The sequence below is a fragment of the Bacillus sp. SRB_331 genome (assembly GCF_003264175.1).
Classification (GTDB): Bacteria; Bacillota; Bacilli; order Bacillales; family Bacillaceae_G; genus Bacillus_A; species Bacillus_A mycoides.
The window spans coordinates 386,703-409,834 of the sequence record NZ_NADV01000007.1; the positions used below are offsets into that span (position 1 = coordinate 386,703).

At 37.6% G+C, this 23,132-nt stretch carries 24 protein-coding genes; 20 read left to right on the plus strand and 4 right to left on the minus strand.

Annotated elements, in window-relative coordinates; translation table 11 throughout:
* Positions 1-89 precede the first annotated feature (89 nt).
* From prfB to B5P42_RS05575, 8 genes are all read left to right on the plus strand, one after another.
* Positions 90-1,188, plus strand: a protein-coding gene (prfB, locus tag B5P42_RS05535) for a peptide chain release factor 2 (RefSeq protein ID WP_113733794.1) whose coding sequence is annotated in 2 segments (ribosomal slippage) — positions 90-161 and positions 163-1,188 — 1,098 coding nt in all. Because the reading frame shifts where the segments join, the coding sequence is not laid out codon by codon here.
* A gap of 457 nt (positions 1,189-1,645) precedes the next feature.
* Complete coding sequence (gene cccB, locus B5P42_RS05545; protein ID WP_113733796.1) at positions 1,646-1,969, plus strand: cytochrome c551; 324 nt, start codon at positions 1,646-1,648, stop codon at positions 1,967-1,969.
* A gap of 318 nt (positions 1,970-2,287) precedes the next feature.
* Positions 2,288-2,974: a cell division ATP-binding protein FtsE gene (gene ftsE, locus B5P42_RS05550; RefSeq protein ID WP_002016128.1), complete on the plus strand. Its 687-nt coding sequence runs from the start codon at positions 2,288-2,290 to the stop codon at positions 2,972-2,974.
* Positions 2,964-3,857, plus strand: coding sequence for a permease-like cell division protein FtsX (gene ftsX, locus B5P42_RS05555; RefSeq protein ID WP_002089596.1), 894 nt, complete (start codon positions 2,964-2,966; stop codon positions 3,855-3,857). The genes ftsE and ftsX overlap by 11 nt, the downstream gene beginning before the upstream one ends.
* A gap of 118 nt (positions 3,858-3,975) precedes the next feature.
* Positions 3,976-5,412 carry a S41 family peptidase gene (locus tag B5P42_RS05560; RefSeq protein WP_098167532.1) on the plus strand — a complete coding sequence of 479 codons (1,437 nt, stop codon included), beginning with the start codon at positions 3,976-3,978 and terminating at the stop codon, positions 5,410-5,412.
* A 95-nt stretch (positions 5,413-5,507) separates the two neighbouring features.
* Positions 5,508-6,692 carry a PDZ domain-containing protein gene (locus tag B5P42_RS05565; protein ID WP_181458784.1) on the plus strand — a complete coding sequence of 395 codons (1,185 nt, stop codon included), beginning with the start codon at positions 5,508-5,510 and terminating at the stop codon, positions 6,690-6,692.
* Between the two features lie 128 nt (positions 6,693-6,820).
* Entirely contained in the window at positions 6,821-8,536 is a 1,716-nt protein-coding gene (locus tag B5P42_RS05570) for an ABC transporter ATP-binding protein (RefSeq protein WP_113733798.1), read from the plus strand.
* A 65-nt stretch (positions 8,537-8,601) separates the two neighbouring features.
* Positions 8,602-8,913, plus strand: a complete 312-nt coding sequence (locus tag B5P42_RS05575; protein WP_002112849.1) for a YbjQ family protein — start codon at positions 8,602-8,604, stop codon at positions 8,911-8,913.
* A gap of 133 nt (positions 8,914-9,046) precedes the next feature.
* On the opposite strand, the gene abc-f is transcribed toward B5P42_RS05575, so the two are convergent.
* The 4 genes from abc-f to B5P42_RS05595 all read right to left on the minus strand — a co-directional run bounded on the left by abc-f (position 9,047) and on the right by B5P42_RS05595 (position 12,809).
* Positions 9,047-10,681 carry a ribosomal protection-like ABC-F family protein gene (gene abc-f, locus B5P42_RS05580; RefSeq protein ID WP_113733799.1) on the minus strand — a complete coding sequence of 545 codons (1,635 nt, stop codon included), beginning with the start codon at positions 10,679-10,681 and terminating at the stop codon, positions 9,047-9,049.
* A 264-nt stretch (positions 10,682-10,945) separates the two neighbouring features.
* A complete protein-coding gene (locus B5P42_RS05585; protein ID WP_002016115.1) occupies positions 10,946-11,491 on the minus strand; it encodes a flavodoxin family protein in 546 nt (181 codons plus the stop codon).
* Positions 11,492-11,495: 4 nt separating this feature from the next.
* Entirely contained in the window at positions 11,496-11,864 is a 369-nt protein-coding gene (locus tag B5P42_RS05590) for a MerR family transcriptional regulator (protein WP_002016114.1), read from the minus strand.
* A 51-nt stretch (positions 11,865-11,915) separates the two neighbouring features.
* Positions 11,916-12,809: a LysR family transcriptional regulator gene (locus B5P42_RS05595; RefSeq protein ID WP_060749257.1), complete on the minus strand. Its 894-nt coding sequence runs from the start codon at positions 12,807-12,809 to the stop codon at positions 11,916-11,918.
* A 152-nt stretch (positions 12,810-12,961) separates the two neighbouring features.
* Between B5P42_RS05595 and B5P42_RS05600 the strand changes: the two genes are divergently transcribed.
* The 12 genes from B5P42_RS05600 to B5P42_RS05655 all read left to right on the plus strand — a co-directional run bounded on the left by B5P42_RS05600 (position 12,962) and on the right by B5P42_RS05655 (position 23,061).
* Positions 12,962-13,984, plus strand: a complete 1,023-nt coding sequence (locus B5P42_RS05600; protein ID WP_113733800.1) for a YeiH family protein — start codon at positions 12,962-12,964, stop codon at positions 13,982-13,984.
* 80 nt (positions 13,985-14,064) lie between these two features.
* On the plus strand, positions 14,065-14,262 hold the full coding sequence (locus tag B5P42_RS05605) for a helix-turn-helix transcriptional regulator (RefSeq protein WP_002016109.1): 198 nt from the start codon (positions 14,065-14,067) through the stop codon (positions 14,260-14,262).
* Positions 14,263-14,273: 11 nt separating this feature from the next.
* Positions 14,274-14,663, plus strand: coding sequence for a hypothetical protein (locus B5P42_RS05610; protein ID WP_113733801.1), 390 nt, complete (start codon positions 14,274-14,276; stop codon positions 14,661-14,663).
* 17 nt (positions 14,664-14,680) lie between these two features.
* The gene (locus tag B5P42_RS05615) at positions 14,681-14,902 is read left to right on the plus strand and encodes a hypothetical protein (protein WP_113733802.1); all 222 of its coding nucleotides are present in this window, start codon (positions 14,681-14,683) and stop codon (positions 14,900-14,902) included.
* Complete coding sequence (locus B5P42_RS05620; RefSeq protein ID WP_113733803.1) at positions 14,899-15,291, plus strand: ATPase; 393 nt, start codon at positions 14,899-14,901, stop codon at positions 15,289-15,291. The genes B5P42_RS05615 and B5P42_RS05620 overlap by 4 nt, the downstream gene beginning before the upstream one ends.
* Positions 15,292-15,307: 16 nt before the next feature.
* Positions 15,308-15,535, plus strand: coding sequence for a hypothetical protein (locus B5P42_RS05625; protein WP_002034710.1), 228 nt, complete (start codon positions 15,308-15,310; stop codon positions 15,533-15,535).
* A 100-nt stretch (positions 15,536-15,635) separates the two neighbouring features.
* Positions 15,636-16,397 carry a MerR family transcriptional regulator gene (locus tag B5P42_RS05630; protein WP_002129901.1) on the plus strand — a complete coding sequence of 254 codons (762 nt, stop codon included), beginning with the start codon at positions 15,636-15,638 and terminating at the stop codon, positions 16,395-16,397.
* Positions 16,394-17,014: a hypothetical protein gene (locus B5P42_RS05635; protein WP_113733804.1), complete on the plus strand. Its 621-nt coding sequence runs from the start codon at positions 16,394-16,396 to the stop codon at positions 17,012-17,014. Before B5P42_RS05630 ends, B5P42_RS05635 begins: the two co-directional genes overlap by 4 nt.
* A 47-nt stretch (positions 17,015-17,061) precedes the next feature.
* Positions 17,062-17,493 carry a DUF4362 domain-containing protein gene (locus B5P42_RS05640; RefSeq protein ID WP_113733805.1) on the plus strand — a complete coding sequence of 144 codons (432 nt, stop codon included), beginning with the start codon at positions 17,062-17,064 and terminating at the stop codon, positions 17,491-17,493.
* 149 nt (positions 17,494-17,642) lie between these two features.
* Complete coding sequence (gene uvrB, locus B5P42_RS05645; RefSeq protein WP_002016097.1) at positions 17,643-19,619, plus strand: excinuclease ABC subunit B; 1,977 nt, start codon at positions 17,643-17,645, stop codon at positions 19,617-19,619.
* A 5-nt stretch (positions 19,620-19,624) separates the two neighbouring features.
* A complete protein-coding gene (gene uvrA / locus B5P42_RS05650) occupies positions 19,625-22,495 on the plus strand; it encodes an excinuclease ABC subunit UvrA (protein ID WP_002016096.1) in 2,871 nt (956 codons plus the stop codon).
* A gap of 185 nt (positions 22,496-22,680) precedes the next feature.
* On the plus strand, positions 22,681-23,061 hold the full coding sequence (locus B5P42_RS05655) for a phage holin family protein (protein ID WP_002089574.1): 381 nt from the start codon (positions 22,681-22,683) through the stop codon (positions 23,059-23,061).
* Positions 23,062-23,132 lie beyond the last annotated feature (71 nt).

Here is a 23,132-nt window from a genome sequence, read left to right on the forward strand (position 1 = left end):
GAAAAGGATTAAACTCTCTCCGTAATAAGCGGAGAGAGTTTCCCTTGTTTTCATATGAAAGTAACAGCAATTACATAGAGGTGAAGGAAATGGAATTAGTAGAAATTAGGCAAGAATTAGAAAAAATGGCTAAGAGATTAGCGGCTTTTAGGGGGTCTCTTTGACCTTCCTACTAAGGAAAAACAAATTGCAGAATTAGAAGAAACGATGATGGGCGCAGGATTTTGGGATGACCAACAAGGCGCACAAGCTGTGATTAATGAAGCGAATGCGCTGAAAGATATGGTTGGAAGGTTCCGTCAGTTAGATGAGACGTTCGAAAACTTAGAAATGACGCATGACTTACTTAAAGAAGAGTATGATGAAGATTTACATGAGGAACTAGAATCTGAAGTGAAAACTTTAATTCAAGAAATGAATGAGTACGAGCTGCAGTTACTATTAAGCGATCCTTATGATAAAAATAACGCTATTTTAGAATTACACCCAGGTGCAGGTGGAACAGAGTCACAAGACTGGGGTTCTATGTTATTACGTATGTACACACGCTGGGCTGAGAAACGTGGGTTTAAAGTAGAAACGGTTGACTACTTACCGGGCGATGAAGCTGGTATTAAGAGTGTTACATTATTAATTAAAGGTCATAACGCTTACGGTTACTTGAAAGCGGAGAAAGGTGTACATCGTCTTGTACGTATTTCACCGTTCGATTCTTCAGGTCGTCGTCATACATCGTTCGTATCTTGTGAAGTTGTACCTGAATTCAATGATGAAGTTGAAATTGAAGTGCGTACAGAAGATTTGAAAATAGATACGTATCGTGCAAGTGGTGCAGGCGGACAGCATGTTAATACGACAGATTCAGCAGTTCGTATAACGCATCTACCAACAAACACGGTTGTAACATGTCAGTCAGAGCGTTCTCAAATTAAAAACCGTGAGCATGCGATGAAAATGCTGAAAGCGAAATTATATCAAAAGAAACTAGAAGAACAACAAGCGCAATTAGATGAGATTCGTGGAGAGCAAAAAGAAATTGGATGGGGCAGCCAAATCCGTTCTTACGTATTCCACCCGTATTCTCTTGTAAAAGACCATCGTACAAATACAGAAATTGGTAACGTGCAAGCAGTTATGGATGGAGAAATTAATCCATTTATCGATGCTTATTTACGTTCTCGCATTTAATAAGAGAAAAAGCCAACAGAATTGTTGGCACATGCTGAGGTCCAAGAGGATATAAAGAGGCTTATCTTATTTATATTGATGAAATAAAGAGGAAGAGAAGTTGGAAACGACAACTTCTCTTTTTGATGAGATTATATGTAGAATACAATGTCGTATATTGTTTTGTAAAAAGTAGAGAATAGTAAAACAGAGTGATAATAGAGTAGGACTTTATATGGAATTTCTCTGCTTTATTTTGGAGAAAAAGGTTCTTTATAGAACTTTCTAATGTGTTCACAGAATTGAAACAATTTATGAAAGCTTTATTCTATTAAGGTTCTCACTATATTTGTAAAAAATATGAAATACACCTTAGTTTTTCTATATAAAGATAATGCTTATAATGAAAATTGAGTGTGGTATGAAAATATTGCCTATTTATGAATGAAGAGAATATCAAAAATGGGGAGCGATAGAAGTGAAAAAGAAATTGTTGGCTATTACGCTGGGGACATCAGTCGTTTTTGCTTTAGGAGCATGTGGAAATAAAGAAGAGAGTAAATCATCAAAACAATCTGCAAGCACAGATAGTGCAGAACAAATCTTCCAAAGAAGTTGTGCAGGTTGTCACGCGAAAGATTTATCAGGAGCAACTGGACCTGATTTAAGAAAAGTAGGCGGTAAGTATGACGCTGCGGCTATCGAAGAAATTATTAAAAAAGGTCGGGGCTCAATGTCACCTGGACTTATTCAAGGTGAGGACGCAAAAAAAGTATCCGAATGGCTAGCTGAACATAAATAAAAAAGGTGAAATAGACGAGTTGATTATAGGATCTTACCTAAAAATGATTTAGGCTAAGAACTATGTCAGCTCGTTTACCTTTTTAGGATGTAACATAACTGTAACAAAAATGTATCCGAATTGGAAACCGATTGATGTTACAATGGGGTTTGTAGAATTTTGATGAAATATATTACATAGAGTAGCGTTGCTAATAAAAAGCATGTATGGAAGCTACCTTCAACAAGAATGGTCGAACGAAAATAAAGGTTTTTCTTTTATTTTCAAATGTACAGAAAAGTATTTCTAAAAAAATCATTAAGTATTGGGTGATAAATAATGATAAAAATGACGAATGTTTATAAGGAGTACCCAAATGGTATGAAAGCCATTGCTGGTCTCACAGTTAACATTAAACAAGGTGAATTCGTATACGTAGTTGGACCGAGTGGAGCCGGAAAATCTACATTTATTAAAATGATGTATCGTGAAGAGAAGCCATCTACAGGATCAATTAATGTAAATGGACTTGTAATTGAAACATTAGCAGAAAGAGATGTTCCATATTTCCGTCGTCAATTAGGCGTGATTTTCCAAGATTTTAAATTGCTACCTAAATTAACGGTATATGAGAATGTTGCGTTTGCTTTAGAAGTAATTGAAGAAGAGAAGGAAGCGATTCGTGAGCGCGTTACAGAAGTGTTAGGTCTTGTTGGTCTTGAAGAGCGTGCCGATGCACTTCCAAATGAGCTTTCGGGCGGAGAGCAACAACGTGTGGCGATTGCAAGAGCGATTGTAAATAAGCCAAAGGTTGTAATTGCCGATGAGCCAACAGGTAACTTAGATATTGAAACAGCTCTTGATATTATGAAGATTTTTAAACGTATTAATGAGCGTGGTACAACGATTGTTATGGCGACACATAACGCAGATATCGTAAATACAATTCGTCATCGTGTAATTGCAATTGAAGGCGGAAGAATTGTTCGAGACGAGATTGAGGGAGGATACGGATATGAAGGCTAAAACCCTTAGTCGACATTTGCGAGAAGGTGTGAAAAATCTATCCCGTAACGGATGGATGACATTTGCTTCTGTAAGTGCAGTAACAGTTACATTATTACTTGTAGGTGTCTTTTTGACAGCGATTATGAATATGAACCATTTTGCGACGAAAGTAGAGCAAGATGTAGAAATTCGTGTGCATGTTGATCCAGCAGCAAAAGAAGCTGATCAAAAGAAATTAGAAGAAGATATGAGTAAAATTGCGAAAGTAGATTCTATTAAATATTCTTCTAAAGAAGAAGAGTTGAAACGTTTAATTAAAAGCTTAGGCGATAGTGGAAAAACGTTCGAGTTATTTGAGCAAGATAACCCACTGAAAAACGTATTTGTTGTAAAGGCGAAAGAACCAACAGATACGGCAACAATTGCGAAAAAGATTGAGAAAATGCAGTTTGTAAGTAATGTTCAATACGGTAAAGGTCAAGTTGAAAAATTATTTGATACTGTAAAAACTGGTCGTAACATCGGGATTGCGTTAATTGCGGGTCTTCTATTCACAGCGATGTTCTTAATCTCTAACACAATTAAAATTACAATTTATGCTCGTAGTACTGAGATTGAAATTATGAAACTTGTTGGTGCAACAAACTGGTTTATTCGTTGGCCGTTCTTGTTAGAGGGATTATTCCTAGGAGTATTAGGATCAATTATTCCAATTGGCCTAATTTTAGTTATGTATAATTCGTTGCAAGGTGTGTTTAATGAAAAACTTGGCGGAACAATTTTCGAGCTTCTACCATACAACCCATTCGTATTCCAATTAGCTGGTTTATTAATGTTAATCGGTGCATTAATCGGTATGTGGGGAAGTGTAATGTCAATTCGTCGCTTCTTAAAAGTATAAAAAGTTGCAAACATAATTCGTACAAGCTTATCATATAGTAGAAATAGGTAAAGGCATCACACATCGTGTGATGCCTTTTGCTACACCACCTGTGTGTTCTGGAAAGGGGAATTCCGCATTGAAACGTAGAGTTGCAATTATTGGAATGGTTGTTGCATTTTTAATTGGTGCTGGCGGGATGTTTGGTGGTATGTACTGGTTTGGGATAAACCCAGCGTATGTAACGCAAACAGTATCGAATGGTAATGCTGGCACAGCGCAAGGGAATTTGGTAAAGATTAATGAGGCGTATGCACTAATTGATTCACGTTATGTGGAAGACGTGAAAGACGACAAATTAGTCGAAGGTGCGATACAGGGAATGTTGTCTACGCTGAAGGACCCTTATTCCACGTATATGGATAAAGAAACGGCAAAACAGTTTAGTCAGTCACTTGATCCTGAACTTGAAGGGATTGGAGCTGAAGTGAACAAGACGGACGGTAAGCTTATTATCGTATCGCCAATTAAAGGTTCACCAGCAGAAAAGATAGGAATTAAACCGAATGACCAAATTTTATCTGTAGATGGAAATAGTGTGAAAGATTTATCACGTGAAGAAGCAGTATTAAAAATTCGTGGTAAAAAAGGAACGACTGTTGCAATTGAAATTAAGCGCGCAGGAGTGGCTGATCCGATAGAATTTAAAATTAAGCGTGAAAAGATTCCGATTTTCACTGTATTTAGTTCCGTAAAGCAAGATAGCGGAAAAGATATCGGTTATATGCAAATTACTTCTTTCGCTGAAAATACTGCGAAAGAATTTAAGGATCAGTTAAAAGAGCTAGAGAAGAAAAACATAAAAGGCTTAGTTATTGACGTGCGTGGTAATCCTGGCGGTTATTTAAATAGTGTAGAAGATATACTAGGAGACATCATGACAGATAAAAAGCCAATGCTACAAGTAGAACAGCGAAATGGTGAGAAGAAGAAATTCTCTACGGAACTGAAAGAGAGAAAGCCATATCCAATTTCAGTATTAATTGATAACGGAAGTGCTTCTGCTTCAGAGATTTTAGCTGGTGCGCTAAAAGAAGGAGAAGGATACGATTTAATTGGTGAAAAAACGTTTGGTAAAGGTACTGTTCAGCAGGCTGTTCCATTTAAAGATGGCAGCAACATTAAATTAACAATGTTTAAATGGTTAACACCAGATGGCAATTGGATTCATAAAAAAGGAATCGCGCCAACTGTAGAAGTGAAGCAACCAGATTATTATCATGCGACACCAATTCAAATTGAAAAGACACTTTCATACAATTCAAATGATGTACAAGTAAAACACGCGCAAGAAATGCTTAAGAGCTTAGGATATGTACCAGGACGTGAAGATGGATACTTTAGCAAAGAGACAGAATCAGCACTAAAAGCATTCCAAAATGCGAATGAGATGGAAGCAACAGGACAACTCGATAAAAAGACAGCTGAAGCGATTCAAACTAAAATTATTGAAAAAATCCGTTCTGGAGAAAATGATTTACAATTACAGACGGCATTGAAATTAATAGCGAAATAAGAAAGAATACAGGCACTTTGATGCCTGTATTTTTTTATGTGTTAAATATGATAAGATAAAAAGAAAGACTGATATAAATGGTGGTGAATGAATTCGTGGAGGCATGGCTTTTTGAAATACTACGAGCAGTTGGACGTTTTTTCTTACACCCTGCTGTCTATGTATTTTTAATTAGTAGTATCTTCGTTGGATACTTACGTATATTACGAGAACGAAAAGATTTTTCTTTTAAAGTATATGATATTTGGTTTGAACTACGAACAACTCTATTTGCAGGTATTGGGTACGGATTAATCGTATCTATTATTACGATTGGGCTTGGGCTTGTTGTTTCAAAAGCGAGTTTATGGGCAATTTTACTTTGGACGTTATTATTCGGATTAACTGCTATGTATCGATATTTATCTGTAGCTTATACTTTCGGAATCGCGATTGCACTCGTGTTGTTATCGTCTAAGATGCCAGTTTCCTTCTTACAGCTTGGAGAAGGTGAAGAGGGTATGATTGTATCCCTTGCTATTTTACTAGGCGTTATGCTCGTTGTAGAGGGTTTATTAATCTCTAAAAATGCAGTTCGTTATTCTACGCCAAAAATTAACAAAGGTAAGCGTGGGCTACGAATTGGACTACATGAATCCAATCGTTTATGGCTTGTACCAGTATTTATTCTTATACCAGGAGACGCGGTGACAGGATTTATTTCTTGGTGGCCTGTCGTTTCAATAGGTTCGACTACATACTCTTTATTCCTCGTTCCATTTTTAATTGGATTTATGAGAAAGGTTAGAAGTTATGAGCCGACGGAAGCTTTATTATTTACAGGAAGACGTGTCTATGGTTTAGCGGGGCTCGTACTCGTTTTAGGTATCGCAAGTTACTGGTGGCACGTATTCGCAATTATCGCGATGGGAGTCGCAATGCTTGGACGCTTTACAATCTCGATGCAAGAGAAAATTGCAGACGAGAAAAGACCAGCATACTTTGCCGCACGTAATGATGGACTTGTTGTGTTAGATACAATTCCGAATACAATTGGGGCAGAGATGAATTTAAAGCCTGGAGAAGTTATTACGAAAGTAAATGGAATCATTCCAAGAAGTACCGAAGAGTTTTATGACGCGCTTCAAACGAAGACGACAGGAGCGTTTTGTAAATTAGAAGTAGTAGATACAAATGGTGAGCTTCGTCTTGCTCAAACGGCATTATACGCCGGGGGACATCATGAATTAGGTGTTGTATTTGTTCAGCAAGAGCACGAGTGGGATTCGGAAGCTATATAAAATAAAATGGAAACCTTCATCAAATATAGATGAAGGTTTTTTTAGTTTCATAGACGGATAACTTGAATAATTATTTGATAATGGTTATCATTTAGAGAGTCTTTTAATTTGGAAAAGGGAGGAAAGATATGCTACGTAAATTTTTTTCTTACTATAAACCGTACAAAGGTTTATTCGTACTCGATTTTTCCTGTGCAGTTATCGCAGGTTTACTCGAACTTGGTTTCCCGCTTATCGTAAATCAATTTATTGATAAGTTATTACCAGGACAAAACTGGACGCTTATTTTATGGGCTTGTTTCGGTTTGTTCGTAGTTTATGTGTTAAATGCAGGTTTGCAATATGTCGTTACATATTGGGGACATATGCTTGGGGTTAACATTGAAACAGATATGAGGCAGAAATTATTTGATCACATTCAAAAGCTATCATTCAGATTTTTTGATAATAATAAAACAGGTCATTTAATTTCACGTCTTACAAACGATTTAATGGAAATTGGGGAAATTGCTCACCATGGACCAGAAGATTTATTCATTGCCATTATGACTTTAGTTGGAGCATTTTCATTTATGATGATGATTAACTGGAAGTTAGCACTTCTAACATTCTTCGTAATCCCGTTCTTATTATGGTTGGCACTTTACTTCAATAAAAAAATGACAGGTACGTTTAGACGTTTATTCTCAGACGTTGCTGATTTCAATGCATGTATCGAGAACAATGTAGGCGGTATCCGCGTTGTACAAGCATTCGGAAATGAAAAGTTTGAGAAAGAGCAATTTGCTGTAAATAATGCTCGTTTCCGTACAACAAAATTAATGGCGTATAAAATTATGGCGTTAAATTCATCGATTAGTTATATGCTGATGCGTCTTGTAACACTCTTTGTATTAATATGTGGCACATGGTTTGTTCTGCAAGGTGAATTAACGTACGGTGGATTTATTGGATTCGTTTTATTAACGAATATTTTCTTCCGCCCAATTGAAAAAATTAATGCGGTTATTGAAAGTTATCCGAAAGGAATCGCTGGTTTTAAAAGATATGTAGAACTTCTGGAAACAGAGCCGGATATTGTAGATTCTAAAGATGCAATAGAAGTTAAACATGTACACGGCGATATTCAATACAATAACATCACGTTCGGATATGAAAATAAAGAGCCGATTTTAAACGATATTAGTTTGAAAATACATGCAGGTGAAACAGTTGCTTTCGTTGGACCATCAGGGGCAGGGAAAACAACACTATGTAGTTTATTACCTCGTTTTTATGAACACTCATCTGGATCAATTCAAATTGATGGCATTGACACCAAAGAGATGACGTTATCGTCACTTCGTAAGCAAATCGGAATTGTACAGCAAGATGTTTTCTTATTCTCAGGAACAATTCGTGAAAATATCGCTTACGGAAACTTAAAAGCTTCAGAATATGAAATTTGGCAGGCGGTAAAACGTGCTCAGCTAGAGGACTTAATTTACTCGCAACCAGACGGTTTAGATACAGTTATCGGTGAGCGTGGTGTGAAACTTTCAGGAGGACAAAAGCAGCGCTTAGCAATTGCCCGTATGTTCTTGAAAAACCCACCAATTTTAATTTTAGATGAAGCAACTTCTGCGCTAGATACAGAGACAGAACTTGCTATCCAAAAATCACTTGCAGAACTATCTGTTGGCCGTACAACATTAGTTATCGCTCACAGGCTTGCAACTATTAAAAATGCAGATCGTATCGTCGTTGTAAATAAAGACGGTATTGCAGAACAAGGTTCACATGAGGAACTAATCAAACGAGGCGAGGGTTACAGCCGATTGTATGAGGCGCAGTTTAGTTCGTAAATATAATTTCTGCTGAATTAGTGCACCATAAGTAAGTGGAAATCTTATTTGGGAGGCTACAAAGCATGATTGTAACAACAACTTCTACAATTCAAGGGAAAGAAATTATTGATTATATCGATATCGTTAATGGCGAAGCAATCATGGGTGCGAATATCGTGCGTGACCTTTTCGCTTCTGTCCGTGACGTTGTCGGTGGTCGCGCAGGCGCCTACGAAAGTAAATTAAAAGAAGCACGCGACATTGCAATGGAAGAGATGAAAACTCTCGCAAGACAAAAAAATGCGAACGCCATTGTTGGTATCGACGTGGACTACGAAGTAGTTCGCGAAGGAATGCTAATGGTTGCGGTGAGTGGGACTGCTGTCCGTATATAAAGTGAAAAGCCGTGCTGGTGCACGGCTTTTTGTTGTTATTGTGTCTAACATGATAGGTAGGGTGATATTCTATGTCGAAGCCTCGATATTTCTTGGGAAATGTGGAAGGTCCCGTCGATATATGGGGAAGACATTAGAGTGCTTCTTTACACTGCCGAATTCGAACTAATAATTTTTCGTATTCTTGTTCGAGAAATGTGATGTCATCATGCTGATTTGGGATAGAAATCCGGCTGATGATTTCTGTTAATTTTGTTTGTAATCGTAATAATTCTTGTTCAGTAACGTTTACAGAAGCTTGGGTGGTTCTTTTTGTGTATTGCTCGTAATTGCCGTGGAATATTCTTGGTTCGCTCTCATCTACTTGTAGAATATGGTTTGCAACAGAACGAATAAAGGCACGGTCATGGCTAATGAAAAGTATTGTACCAGGATACTCCTGTAACATGCTTTCTAATTCTTCTTGCGTTGCCAAGTCTAAATAGTTTGTCGGTTCGTCGAGCAGAAGCATATTATAGTTTCCTAAAAATACTTTTGCGAGTGCAACCTTCATGCGTTCTCCACCACTTAAGATGTGCACAGGTTTATGAACATCTTCACGGCGGAATAGGAGCCTTGCAAGTATTGTTCGAACGAACGATTCTGTATAGTTTGTTTCTTCTAGAACGTTTTCTAAAATTGTTTTATCTGTTTTTAAAATAGATAATGTTTGTTCAAAGTATCCAATTTTACAACTTTTCGAAAGCTGAATGCCACGCTCGTTCGCGAGAAGCATTTTGAACAAAGTTGTTTTTCCGCTTCCGTTTGCCCCTAAAATAGCAAGCTTTGCCCCAGGGACAATTGTTCCATTCATATTTTTAAATAATGTGCGATCCCCTATTTTCTTCGTTGTTTTATTAAACTGAACAACTGCTTTACTATGAATTGGTGTGTGGTATTGTACGTCAAACTGAGCTTGAGAAAAGTCCTTCGGTTTTTCTTTCTGTTCCAACTTTTCAAGGCGTGTTTCTAGTGCTTTCGCTACCTTGCTAACATTTTCTTGCCCATGAGCCCCGCTGCACTTATAAAGTTTAGATTCAGATGAACTGAACCGTGTTGGGATTTTTGTCATGCGAGAAGCACGTTGCTTTCTTTGTGAAATTGACTGTTCTAACCGATTTTTTTCTTGTATATATTGATCATATTCTGCCTGCTTTTGTATTCGCTCACGTTCTTTTTGCTTTCGATAGTTTGAATAATTACCTTTATATTCTTGAATAGTACCGTCTTCAACTTCGATGATTTTTGTACATATGGCATCTAAAAGATAACGATCATGCGATATTAAAGCAAGTGCACCTTTATAAGATAAAAGTGCCTTTTCTAATTGCTCTGTACCGAACATATCTAAGTGACTTGTTGGCTCATCAGCAAATAGAATGCCTGCATCTTGTTCGAGGGCATGGGCGATCTTTAGGCGCATTCGTTCACCGCCGCTCATTGAATTTGCGACGTTTGAAATATTCCATTTACCCTTAGCGAGGGAAGAAGCGGTTTCCGGTATCCCCTCGCTAAGCTGTGGAATGATGGCGATAGAACTATGATGAGTTACTGTGCCTTTGTCAGCTTCTATTTCTTTACTTAATATTTGTAATAACGTAGATTTTCCAGCTCCGTTGACTCCGACAATTCCTATACGATCGTTTGCTTGAATTTCTAGTGATGGTAACGTAAATATGGTGCGATCACCAAAGCTCTTTTCGATACTACGTGCGATTAAAATAGTCATAAAAAAACCTCCCTAGTTTCACTAGAGAGGATAAATGTCGCCCTTTAATGTAAAAATCGTACATAAATAAACGATTTTTTACATGATCGTATCGAAAGAAAGTATCGACAAATGGACAGACTAATCCTCTGCTAGTTTTCATCATTTTTGTTCACTATTTGTGATGGATGAAATAAATAAGAGAATTAGAACTTCATTGGTCAAAGTACCTTCCTTTCATAATATTATTTTTATTGTATGCGCATACAAATGGATTTGTCAAACTTATTTCTGTGTGCTATTTTTGAATTTATTATTATACAATTGTGCTTTTGCCAGCGCTTCAGCATCGTTCTTGATTTCATCTAGTCCATTCGCATCCCCAATAATATACCCTTCAAATGATGAACCAACAAAATCAAAGATATATTGAAACTGGGCGATAAGCGGCAATGCTTTCAGTTTTGGACTGTCTCCGCCAACGATGACAACGTACATTTTTTTGCCTTTCATTTTTTCTTTGAAATGAAGAGATTTATTACGCAAGCTTTGTGACCAGCGATCAACGAAGTTCTTCATGTGGCCGCTCATTCCGTACCAGTATAGCGGTGTAGCGAAGATAATCGTGTCGTGCTCTAGCATGCGTTTGGTTAACTGCTCGTAGTCATCATTTACAGGTTGAAATCCTTCTACATCATGGCGCTGATCTATGATTGGGTGGACGATATGATCACGCAAGTAAATTTGTTCTGTTTCAATCCCATCAATCACCATATGTGTTAAAGCTTCCGTATTTCCGTTTTGTCTTGAACTGCCATGTATAACAAACATGTAATCATCCCTTTTCTTTTGCTTGTTTTAGGAGTGAAACGTGTTTTTGTAAATTCGTTTGAATGTTGGAAAGTAATGTGATTTGCTTCGTTACCTCATCAAGTTTGTCTTCGTAAAGTGCAAGGATACTACTACACGGATTTTCGTAGAGATGTGGCTCGATTTCAAGGCAACGTAGCATTCGTTCTGTTTCTTCTAAATTTAAGCCGATTTGCAAGTACATTTGAATCAGCTCTACTTTTTCGATTGCACTTTCATCAAAATCACGGTAGCCATTTGCTAGGCGTTTCGAAGGGAGTAATCCCTTTTCTTCATAATGTCTTAGTGCCCTTTCGCTAACCCCAGTTTCTTTTGATAACTCTCCAATTCGCAATGCGTTTCACTCCTTTTACATGTATTGTAAACCTTCACACTAATGTGAAGGTCAACTCTGTTTTTTCGCAAAAGAATCTACGTGTTTTAAAAAGACTTGAATAGCTTTAGACGGGATAAAATATTTGCCGCGCACGATGGAGAATGGACGGATTAGCTCTTCGTTCGGAACAGGGATGTGGAATATTTCTTGTGCCAACAGTTCTTTTCGAACAGTCCAATCTGAAAGAATAGCGATGCCAAGACCGGCTGCAACGGCTTCCTTCACGCTTTGAATACTGCTAAATGTAAAGAAGCGTTTCATTTTTAAATGATGTTGGTGTATAAAGCGATCGCTATAGGCACGTGTGCCAGAGCCGCTCTCCCTTAATACCCAGACTTGATCTTGCAATGTATTTTCGTTAATCCCCTTGATATGGAGCAATGGGTGGTTTGGCGGGACGACGAGTTTCATTTCATCTTGCATAAAAGTTTCAACATCTACGTCAGCGTATACGACTTGGCCTTCCACTAAGCCGATATCAATTTGATTAGAGCGGAGGCTTTGCAAAACTTCTTCCGTATTGGAGATAAATGTATGAACTTCGACGTGTGCATTTTCATTGGCAAAGCGCGCAAGTATTTTTGGAAGTAAGTATTCGCCAATTGTAAAGCTAGCGCCGATGCGAAGTGTCCCTGTTACGACGTTATGCAGCGCATTAATTTCCTGTTTTGCATCTTCATAAAGTGAGAGCATCTGCTTTGCGTGTATGTATAATATGTTTCCAGCTTCCGTAACTTGGACGTGCTTTGGGGAGCGCTGAATAAGTGTAGTCCCAAATTCATTTTCCAAGTTGCGAATGTGCATACTAACGCCAGGTTGTGAAAGGTTTAATAGTTCCGCAGCACGCGAAAAATGTTTTTGTTCAACGACAGTAACAAAGATCTTTAAAATGTCGACGTTCATTTGTTAGGCCCCTTTATTTTTGCTTTTATTTTATCATAAGTATTTCTGATGATAGGGATTCAATATTGATATTAAACTTATTATTAAAACTCTCTTATAATGTAACTAGAAAGAACATGCATGTTCCAATACGATTATTGGGGTGGTACAAAGTGGAACAAACACTTGTTATACAAAAGAAGAAGGGCTTTGGATTTTCGCAAGGTATTGGGATTACGTTATTAATCGCAATCGCCGCGAAATATTTAGCAGAGCTTCCATTTTTAAATATTATGGGACAATTAGTAATCGCTATTCTAATCGGGATGGTTTGGCGCGCGGCAATCGGGATTCCTCAAGAAGCGATAGCGGGAACGAACTTTGCGAGTAAGAAGTTGCTTCGCTTTGGGATCATTTTACTTGGAATGCGGTTAAATCTTGTAGATATTGCGAAGGCGGGGCCGAAAGTATTGGTCATCGCAGCGGTTGTTATTACATTTACAATTTTCGTTGTATATGGACTAACGAAAGTATTTAAAGTAGAACAGAAACTTGGAATTTTAACAGCATGTGGGACGGCAATTTGCGGAGCTGCAGCGGTCGTGGCAATTGCACCGCAAGTGAAAGCGAAAGATGAAGAAACAGCAGTCGGGGCAGCAATTATTGCAATTTTAGGTACAATATTTACACTTATTTATACGCTATTATACCCAGTGCTTGGCTTCTCACCCTACGGTTACGGGGTGTTCTCAGGGGCAACGCTGCACGAAATCGCTCACGTTATCGCGGCTGCAGCGCCAGGAGGTAGCACGGCTGTAGACATCGCGGTTATTGTGAAGTTAACGCGCGTAGCGATGCTTGTGCCAGTAGCGATTTTAATTGGATTATGGTTTGGTAAGAGCGAGGAAAGCAAGGAAAAAAAATCGTGGCGCGACCTTCCGATTCCTTGGTTCATCTTCGGATTTTTAGCAATGAGTGCGGTGCATTCGATTGGGATTATCCCAGAAGTTGTTGCCGGATATATTGTAGTAATTGCGTACATGCTTATTGCAATGGCAATGGCAGGGCTAGGTTTAAACGTAGAGTTTAAAACGTTCCGCAAATTAGGAAGTAGGGCATTTGTGGCAGGTTTGATTGGCTCGGTTTGCTTATCTGTTCTTGGGTACGTTCTTGTGTATGCGTTAGGATTTATGTAGCAAAAAAAGAGGCATCTTATAGATGTCTCTTTTTTTTACCTTTTTTTGTAAAGATATCTTTACTTTCGAAGGTGGAGCCTATGGGTGTGAAAAATAAAATTAAAGAATTGCGAAAACAACATCATATAACGCAAATTGAAATGGCAAAGGCGATGCAAGTGACGCGGCAGACAATCGTGGCGATTGAGAACCACCACTATAACCCAAGTCTAGAGTTATCCCTAAAAATCGCCAAATATTTTGGAATGAAGGTGGAGGAAATATTTACGCTGGAGTAAGGGGAGAGAAAATGAACGATACTAAAAAGTTGTATATTGCTACGGTCTTAGGATTATGTGGAGGGGACGTTTTAGTTCGTATTATGGACCCATCCATACCGATGTTATCGCTTATAGTTAGTAACATTTTAGCAATTGTATTTCTGATATTGTATACGAATTACAAAAAGCGGAAGTACAAAAAAGAAGAACTTCCAGATATAGATGAGCGGGTAAATGAAAATATAAAAAAGTATGTAAATGTCTCATTTATATTCGCATTTCTTTTGCTTATTGTTTATATTGTTGCAAGCAAAGCGATAGGGCGAATTACTATACCGATTCCAGAAATATTCATTGTATGTAGGTTCTTATTTGCTGGTAGTCTCATCATAGGAGTAATGGCGGGAAAACGAGCATAACGATAGGAGGAATGAAAATGCAAGATGAGTTTGAGAGATTTCAGTCGGATAAAGCGTTTAAATATTTAGGGTTGTTTTTAACAATGATTTTAGCGGTATGGAGTTTGTATAATTTAATTGTTTATGGAAATGCGGGCATGCCGTTTGTTTTATTTGTATTAGGACAGTTTGTTTATTTCTTTGTGAACTATTGGCCGAAATGGAAATATAGAAATCAAAAAGAGGCTGATCATGTATGAGTAAGCAAGATATTATACGGTTCATAGGAAGTTTGTTTTTAGCGGGTCTTGTTTTAAATGTGAGTTTAATGATTTTAAGTATTTCGTGGCGAACGATCTTCATATCGAATGTAGCACTAGTCATTTTATATGGCATTTCGGAATATAGAGAACAGAAGCGTTTGAAAGAAGAGAGAATACCGTCAATTGATGAGCGAGTTGTGAACAATATGAAGTCATATTTTACGATTTGTATTACAAGCTGCGTTTTTTTGTTCATTATGTATCTTTGTGTAAATAAGTATTTAGATAGGCAAGTAGTACATGTAAATGAGTTATTATATATTGCTATTTTTGGTTTATTAATAAGTATGGCATCGACGAGTGTGTTAGCAACAAGGAATAGATAGAAAAAGGGGAACTGGGATGGGATTACCGGTATTATGTGTCGCTACGGCTATTTTTGCTTTGTTTTGGGGAATACAAAACTTCTCTCGTAATCCAGTGCCAAGTGTATGTATTATGATTGGTGCTGTAGGTTTATCATACTATTTATTAATTTTAGCGCATTATCATAAAACAGCAACAAGTGTTGTTGTAGGGGCAATTATTTTATTTTGTGGTCGTGCTATACAAAAGGGGTTATTTCCATAAAAGCTGTTTATACAAAAGGTATAAACAGCTTTTTGTATTTTTTTTACAAACTACTTGAAAGTTACGTTACGTCATCTTTTATAATGAAGGAGAAGAGGTGATGGAGTTGATTTCAATTCAAGAACTAACGAGGGAAACAGGGGTTACAGTAAGGACGTTACGTTATTATGATCAAATTGATTTATTAAAGCCGAGTGGGAAAACTGATGGAGGACATCGGTTATATAGCGAGAGAGATGTTGTTCGTTTGCAGCAAATTTTATTTTTAAAAGAAATGGGTTTTTCATTAAAAGAGATTACGAATATGTTAATAACGGATGAGCTCAATTTAAAAGTATCGCTTGAAAAGCAACTTAGATTTGTACAGGAAGAACAGAAAAAATTTAATCGAATGGAACGTATTTTACAGGCAGTTGTTTATTCAGTAGATGTGGAGGGAGAACTGGATTGGAAAGTTATGTTTGAACTCATTCAGCTTTCGAAACAGTCTCCGCGAATACGTGAGATGTTTCAAAATGAAGTTTTTTCTAAGGGAGAACAAAAGTTGCTTCATAATTTGCCGAACATGAGTGAAGAAGATCCGAATGTTTTAGAATGGGTAAATTTATTAAAGCAACTACGTAACTTTATGAAAGACGGTAAGGAAGCATCATGTGATGAAGTACAAGGCGCAACAAAGAAATTAATGCAGAAGTGTTTAGAGATGGCAAATGGTGATGAAGCATTTTTAGATAAACTGTGGGAAGTAAGAAAGTCAAAAGAAGATTCACAGAAAATGAGTATGTATCCAATTGAGGAAGAGCTTCTAGTATATATGGATGAGGCTTTTCGTATATATGATGAAAGGGAGAGGGATAAATGAGTATACTCGCAGAATATCGATGGTACTTTTTAATTGGTGCAGAGATTGTATTTTGGCTATCAGCTATTGGATTCTTTTTACTAAGGTATGGATTTCGCTTGAAAAAGGCGAGCTTTATTATGGGGATTGTGCTACTCATAAATGAAGTGTTTATTTTAACTTTAGGGGTATTGGACTATTATCAAACAGGGAAGTTCTCTAATTTTCAAATCATTACGGTAGTCATTTTATTATATGCAGTTTTTTATGGGAAAAAGGATTTGGGGAAATTAGACATATATGCACAAAAATTAGTTGCGAAGTGGCGGAATGAACCGGCGCCTATTATCGAAGAACCACTTGAAGTAACAGGGATGGCGCATGCGAAGCAGGAAATGAAAAATTGGATTTTACATCTTATTTTGTTTATTGCGGTTCATATATTCTTTTTCTTCATGTATGGGCTTATTCCAATAGAACAGTGGGGGAATTGGTTAGAGTCAGGAATTGTTTTAAATAAAACAGCAAGCCGTGTAAGCCAAGTATGGGCTATTATTCTTTTAGTGGATACTGCGATTTCATTTTCATATGTTATTTTTCCGAAGAAGGAGAAAGGAAACAAGAAGCTACTTTCATAGAGGAAAGTAGCTTTTTTCTAGTATACCAATAGTTTGTATAGGAGAGGATAACAATAGGGAAAAGAACAGGTTTTATATGCTTATTTCTCTTTAGTTTAGTAGCATGTTCACAACCTAACAGTGCAATTGATAAGAAGAATGATGTCGTTGCAAAGGGGGCAGAAATTTCTAATCTAGATAAATTCGAGAAGTTCATTTGGAATGTGGAACAAGGGAAAGTTGATAAAATAAGAATTGTACAGTATACACATGAAGGTGAGCCTGTTTTTCAAACGTTAGAGCATAGTGAGAAAGATATACTTTATGTGTTAGATAATAGACAAGATCAATTTGCTGGTGACCATAAAGGGTTACATAAAGATAGTTGTAAAAGGATTGTTAAAGAGCAACGTGAATCAGAAACGGTATATAGGTTAATAGATTGTACGAATGAAAATGGGCGCAATGGATATGACTTATTATATGTACTTAAAAAATAGAGTTAGTAAAGGAAGGAAGTATTTATTCCTTCTTTTTTTATGTATATCTTGTCGAAAATTTTACCGAATATCTGTTCGTTTTTTAGGTTTTTTATGGGCACTCGTGGTAAAATAATAATACAGATTTTTATGAGGAGGTCGGTTTTTAGTTGGAACATCCATTTGAAATTATCTCAGAGTATTCCCCGCAAGGTGATCAGCCGGGAGCGATAGAGAAGCTTGTAGAGGGAATTAATAGTGGAAAGAAAAAGCAAGTGTTGCTTGGAGCGACAGGAACGGGTAAGACATTTACGATTTCAAATGTCATTAAAGAAGTGCAGAAGCCAACACTTGTAATGGCTCATAATAAAACGTTAGCAGGACAGTTATATAGTGAGCTGAAAGATTTCTTTCCTAACAATTCTGTGGAGTATTTTGTTAGTTATTACGATTATTATCAGCCGGAAGCGTACGTACCACATACGGATACGTTTATTGAAAAAGATGCGCAAATTAACGATGAAATTGATAAATTACGCCACTCGGCAACGTCTTCCTTATTTGAACGAGATGATGTTATTATCGTTGCGAGTGTTTCGTGCATATACGGTTTAGGTTCTCCGGAAGAATACCGCGAGTTAGTTGTTTCGCTTCGAGTTGGTATGGAAAAGGACCGCAATCAATTGCTTCGTGAACTTGTTGATGTACAGTATGGACGTAATGATATTGATTTTAAGCGTGGTACATTCCGTGTGCGAGGAGATGTAGTTGAAATCTTCCCCGCATCACTTGATGAGCATTGTATTCGAATTGAATTTTTTGGGGATGAAATAGATCGTATTCGAGAAGTAAATGCATTAACGGGTGAAGTATTAGCAGAACGTGATCATGTAGCAATCTTCCCGGCATCTCACTTCGTTACACGTGAAGAAAAGCTGAAGGTCGCTATTGAAAATATCGAAAAAGAATTAGAAGAGCGTTTAAAAGAATTAAATGATAACGGTAAGTTGTTAGAGGCGCAGCGCATAGAACAGCGAACGCGTTATGATTTAGAAATGATGCGCGAGATGGGCTTTTGTTCAGGGATTGAAAACTATTCCCGTCATTTAACACTTCGTCCAGCAGGTTCAACGCCGTATACGCTTTTAGATTATTTTCCAGAGGATTTCTTAATCGTTATGGATGAGTCGCACGTATCGGTTCCGCAAGTAAGAGCGATGTATAACGGGGACCAAGCACGTAAGCAAGTGCTTGTTGATCATGGATTCCGTCTGCCATCAGCTTTAGATAATAGACCGCTCACGTTTGATGAGTTTGAAGAGAAAACGAATCAAGTTATTTACGTTTCGGCAACGCCAGGACCGTACGAGTTAGAGCAGTCACCGAAAGCAATAGAACAAATTATTCGTCCAACAGGGCTTTTAGATCCACCAATTGATATACGACCAATTGAAGGACAAATAGATGATTTATTAGGAGAAATCCATGACCGGATTGCGAAAAATGAACGTGTATTAATTACGACTTTAACGAAGAAAATGTCAGAGGATTTAACGGACTATTTAAAAGATGTAGGAATTAAAGTGAATTATCTTCACTCTGAAATTAAAACATTAGAGCGTATTGAAATTATCCGTGATCTTCGCCTTGGTAAGTTTGATGTACTTGTCGGTATTAACTTATTACGAGAAGGATTAGATATTCCAGAAGTATCACTTGTAGCTATTTTAGATGCTGATAAGGAAGGGTTCCTACGTTCAGAGCGTTCATTAATTCAAACAATTGGTCGTGCGGCGCGTAATGCAAACGGCCGCGTTATTATGTACGCAGATCGCATAACGAGATCGATGGGAATTGCAATTGAAGAAACACAGCGTCGTCGTAGTATACAAGAAGCTTACAATGAAAAGCATGGTATTACGCCGAAAACGATTCAAAAAGGAGTACGTGACGTTATTCGTGCGACAACAGCAGCTGAGGATACGGAAATATATGAAGCAACACCAGCTAAGAAGATGACGAAAAAAGAACGTGAAAATACAATTGCGAAGATGGAAGCAGAGATGAAAGAAGCAGCAAAGGCATTAGATTTCGAGCGTGCAGCTGAATTAAGAGATTTACTATTAGAATTAAAAGCGGAAGGGTGAAAAGAGTGAGTAAAGATTTTATTGTTGTAAAAGGTGCTAGAGCGCATAATTTAAAAAATATTGACGTAACCATTCCGAGAAATCAGCTTGTTGTTGTGACGGGATTGTCTGGTTCGGGGAAATCATCGTTAGCATTCGATACGATTTATGCAGAAGGGCAGCGTAGATACGTGGAATCTTTATCTGCGTATGCGCGCCAGTTTTTAGGGCAAATGGATAAGCCGGATGTTGATATGATTGAAGGTTTATCTCCAGCGATTTCAATTGATCAAAAAACGACGAGTCGTAATCCTCGTTCAACGGTTGGAACGGTAACGGAGATTTATGATTATTTACGTTTATTATTTGCACGAATTGGTACACCGATTTGTCCGAATCATGGAATTGAAATTACATCACAAACAGTGGAACAGATGGTAGACCGTGTTCTTGAATATCCTGAACGTACGAAGTTACAAGTGCTAGCGCCTATCGTGTCAGGGCGTAAAGGTGCGCATGCGAAAGTATTAGAAGATATTAAGAAGCAAGGTTATGTTCGTGTGCGCGTTGATGGAGAGATGCTGGATGTATCGGAAGAGATTACTTTAGAAAAAAATAAGAAGCATTCAATTGAAGTTGTTATTGACCGTATTGTTGTGAAAGAAGGAATTGCAAGCCGACTTGCAGATTCACTAGAAAGTGCTTTAAAGCTTGGCGGGGGCCGAGTTTTAATCGATGTAATGGGAGAGGAAGAACTTCTATTTAGTGAACATCATGCTTGTCCACATTGTGGTTTTTCAATCGGAGAATTAGAGCCGCGTATGTTCTCGTTTAATAGTCCGTTCGGCGCGTGTCCTTCTTGTGATGGACTTGGATCGAAGTTAGAGGTAGATTTAGAACTTGTTATTCCGAACTGGGATGTATCATTAAATGAACATGCGATTGCTCCTTGGGAACCGACAAGTTCACAATATTACCCGCAATTATTAAAATCCGTGTGTAATCATTACGGCATCGATATGGATATGCCGGTGAAAGATATACCGAAGGATTTATTTGATAAAGTGCTGTACGGAAGCGGGGAAGAGAAGCTTTATTTCCGCTATGTGAATGAATTTGGTCAAGTAAAGGAAAATGAGATTTTATTTGAAGGTGTTATTCCGAATATTGAGCGTCGTTATCGTGAGACGAGTTCTGATTATATTCGTGAGCAAATGGAGAAATATATGGCAGAGCAAGCTTGTCCGAAGTGTAAAGGTGGACGCTTAAAGCCTGAGAGTTTAGCTGTGTTCGTTGGTGATAAAACGATTGCCGATGTAACGAAATATTCTGTTCAAGAAGTACAGGAGTTCTTCTCAACTGTTGAGTTAACGGAGAAACAACAAAAAATTGCTCATTTAATTTTAAGAGAAATTCAGGAACGTGTTGGGTTCTTAGTGAACGTCGGTTTAGATTATTTAACGTTAAGTCGTGCCGCAGGAACTTTATCAGGTGGTGAGGCGCAGCGTATTCGTTTAGCGACACAAATTGGTTCTCGCCTTACTGGCGTACTTTACATTCTTGATGAGCCTTCTATTGGTTTGCATCAGCGTGATAATGATCGTCTTATTCGTACATTGCAGGAAATGCGTGATTTAGGAAATACGTTAATTGTTGTTGAGCATGATGAAGATACAATGATGGCTGCTGATTATTTACTTGATATCGGACCTGGTGCAGGTATTCATGGTGGTCAAGTTGTATCAGCAGGTACACCAGCTGAAGTTATGCAAGACGAGAATTCATTAACTGGGAAATATTTAAGCGGTAAAGAGTTTATTCCGGTACCACTTGAAAGACGTAAAGGTGACGGACGTAAAGTGGAGATTGTCGGTGCGAAAGAAAATAACTTAAAGAATGCGAAAATGTCATTCCCTCTAGGAACATTTGTAGCAGTAACAGGCGTATCTGGCTCTGGAAAAAGTACGATAATTAATGAAGTACTATACAAATCATTAGCTCAAAAGCTATATAAAGCGAAAGCAAAGCCAGGGGCTCATAAAGAAATTAAAGGTCTTGAGCAGTTAGATAAAGTTATTGATATTGATCAATCACCAATCGGGCGTACACCACGTTCAAATCCGGCGACATACACTGGCGTATTTGATGATATTCGTGATGTATTTGCGCACACGAATGAAGCGAAAGTACGTGGGTATCAAAAAGGACGTTTCAGCTTTAACGTAAAAGGCGGCCGTTGTGAAGCGTGCCGCGGTGATGGAATTATTAAAATCGAAATGCATTTCTTACCAGACGTGTATGTTCCATGTGAAGTTTGTCACGGTAAACGTTACAACCGTGAAACGTTAGAAGTGAAATATAAAGATAAGAATATTTCTGAAGTGTTAGGGATGACAATTGAAGATGGGGTAGAGTTCTTTGCTAATATCCCGAAAATTAAGCGTAAACTTCAAACTCTTGTAGATGTAGGGCTTGGTTATATGAAATTAGGACAACCAGCTACGACGTTATCAGGTGGTGAGGCGCAGCGTGTGAAATTAGCTTCTGAATTACATCGTCGTTCTACAGGGCGTACGTTATACATTTTAGATGAGCCAACGACTGGCTTACATGCACATGATATTGCACGCCTTCTAGAAGTGTTGCAACGTCTTGTTGAGAGTGGTGAGACGGTACTTGTAATTGAGCATAATTTAGATGTTATTAAAACAGCTGATTATATTATTGACCTTGGACCAGAAGGCGGAGACAAAGGCGGACAGATCGTTGCTTCCGGAACGCCAGAGCAAGTAGTGAAAGAAGAGCGCTCTTATACAGGTAAGTATTTAAAAGAGATTTTAGATCGTGATAAAGCAAGAATGAAAGAGAAAATAAAAGAAGTAGAGTTATCACAATAAGTTGTTAATAAAAACCGAGTGGGAATTACACTCGGTTTTATTTCACTAAGGGAAACTGGTAAGAATGTTAGTAGGTATACAAGTATAAAGAATAGAATAAATTGGTATAAGTGTTTGCATGTTACTTGCGTTTATTATCTATTAGCGTATGATGAAATATATATGTTAAAAGGATGTGTAAGGAAATGAGATGGATTGTATCACTTCTTGTAAATAGCGTTGTGTTAATCGCTGTATCCGGACTTTTAAAAGGGGTTGCACCAGACGCATTTTACATAGCAAATATACAAACTGCAATTATTGCGAGTATTATATTGGCGATTTTAAACGTATTTGTAAAGCCGCTTTTAATTTTAATTACGCTACCGATTACTCTTGTAACTTTCGGTTTCTTCTTAATTGTTATTAATGCGATTACGTTAAAGATGACGGATTCGTTATTAGGGGACGCCTTTAATATATCAGGATTTGGTGTAGCGATTGTTGCGGCAATTTGTATTTCTATTTTTAATATGATAATTGAAAAAGTAATTGTTGAACCATTACATGAAAAAAAGAGAAAATGACAAAAAGAAAAACATTTCATGATTCATATGAAATGTTTTTTTCTATTTATTAGAAACCGAGTTTCTTGTTT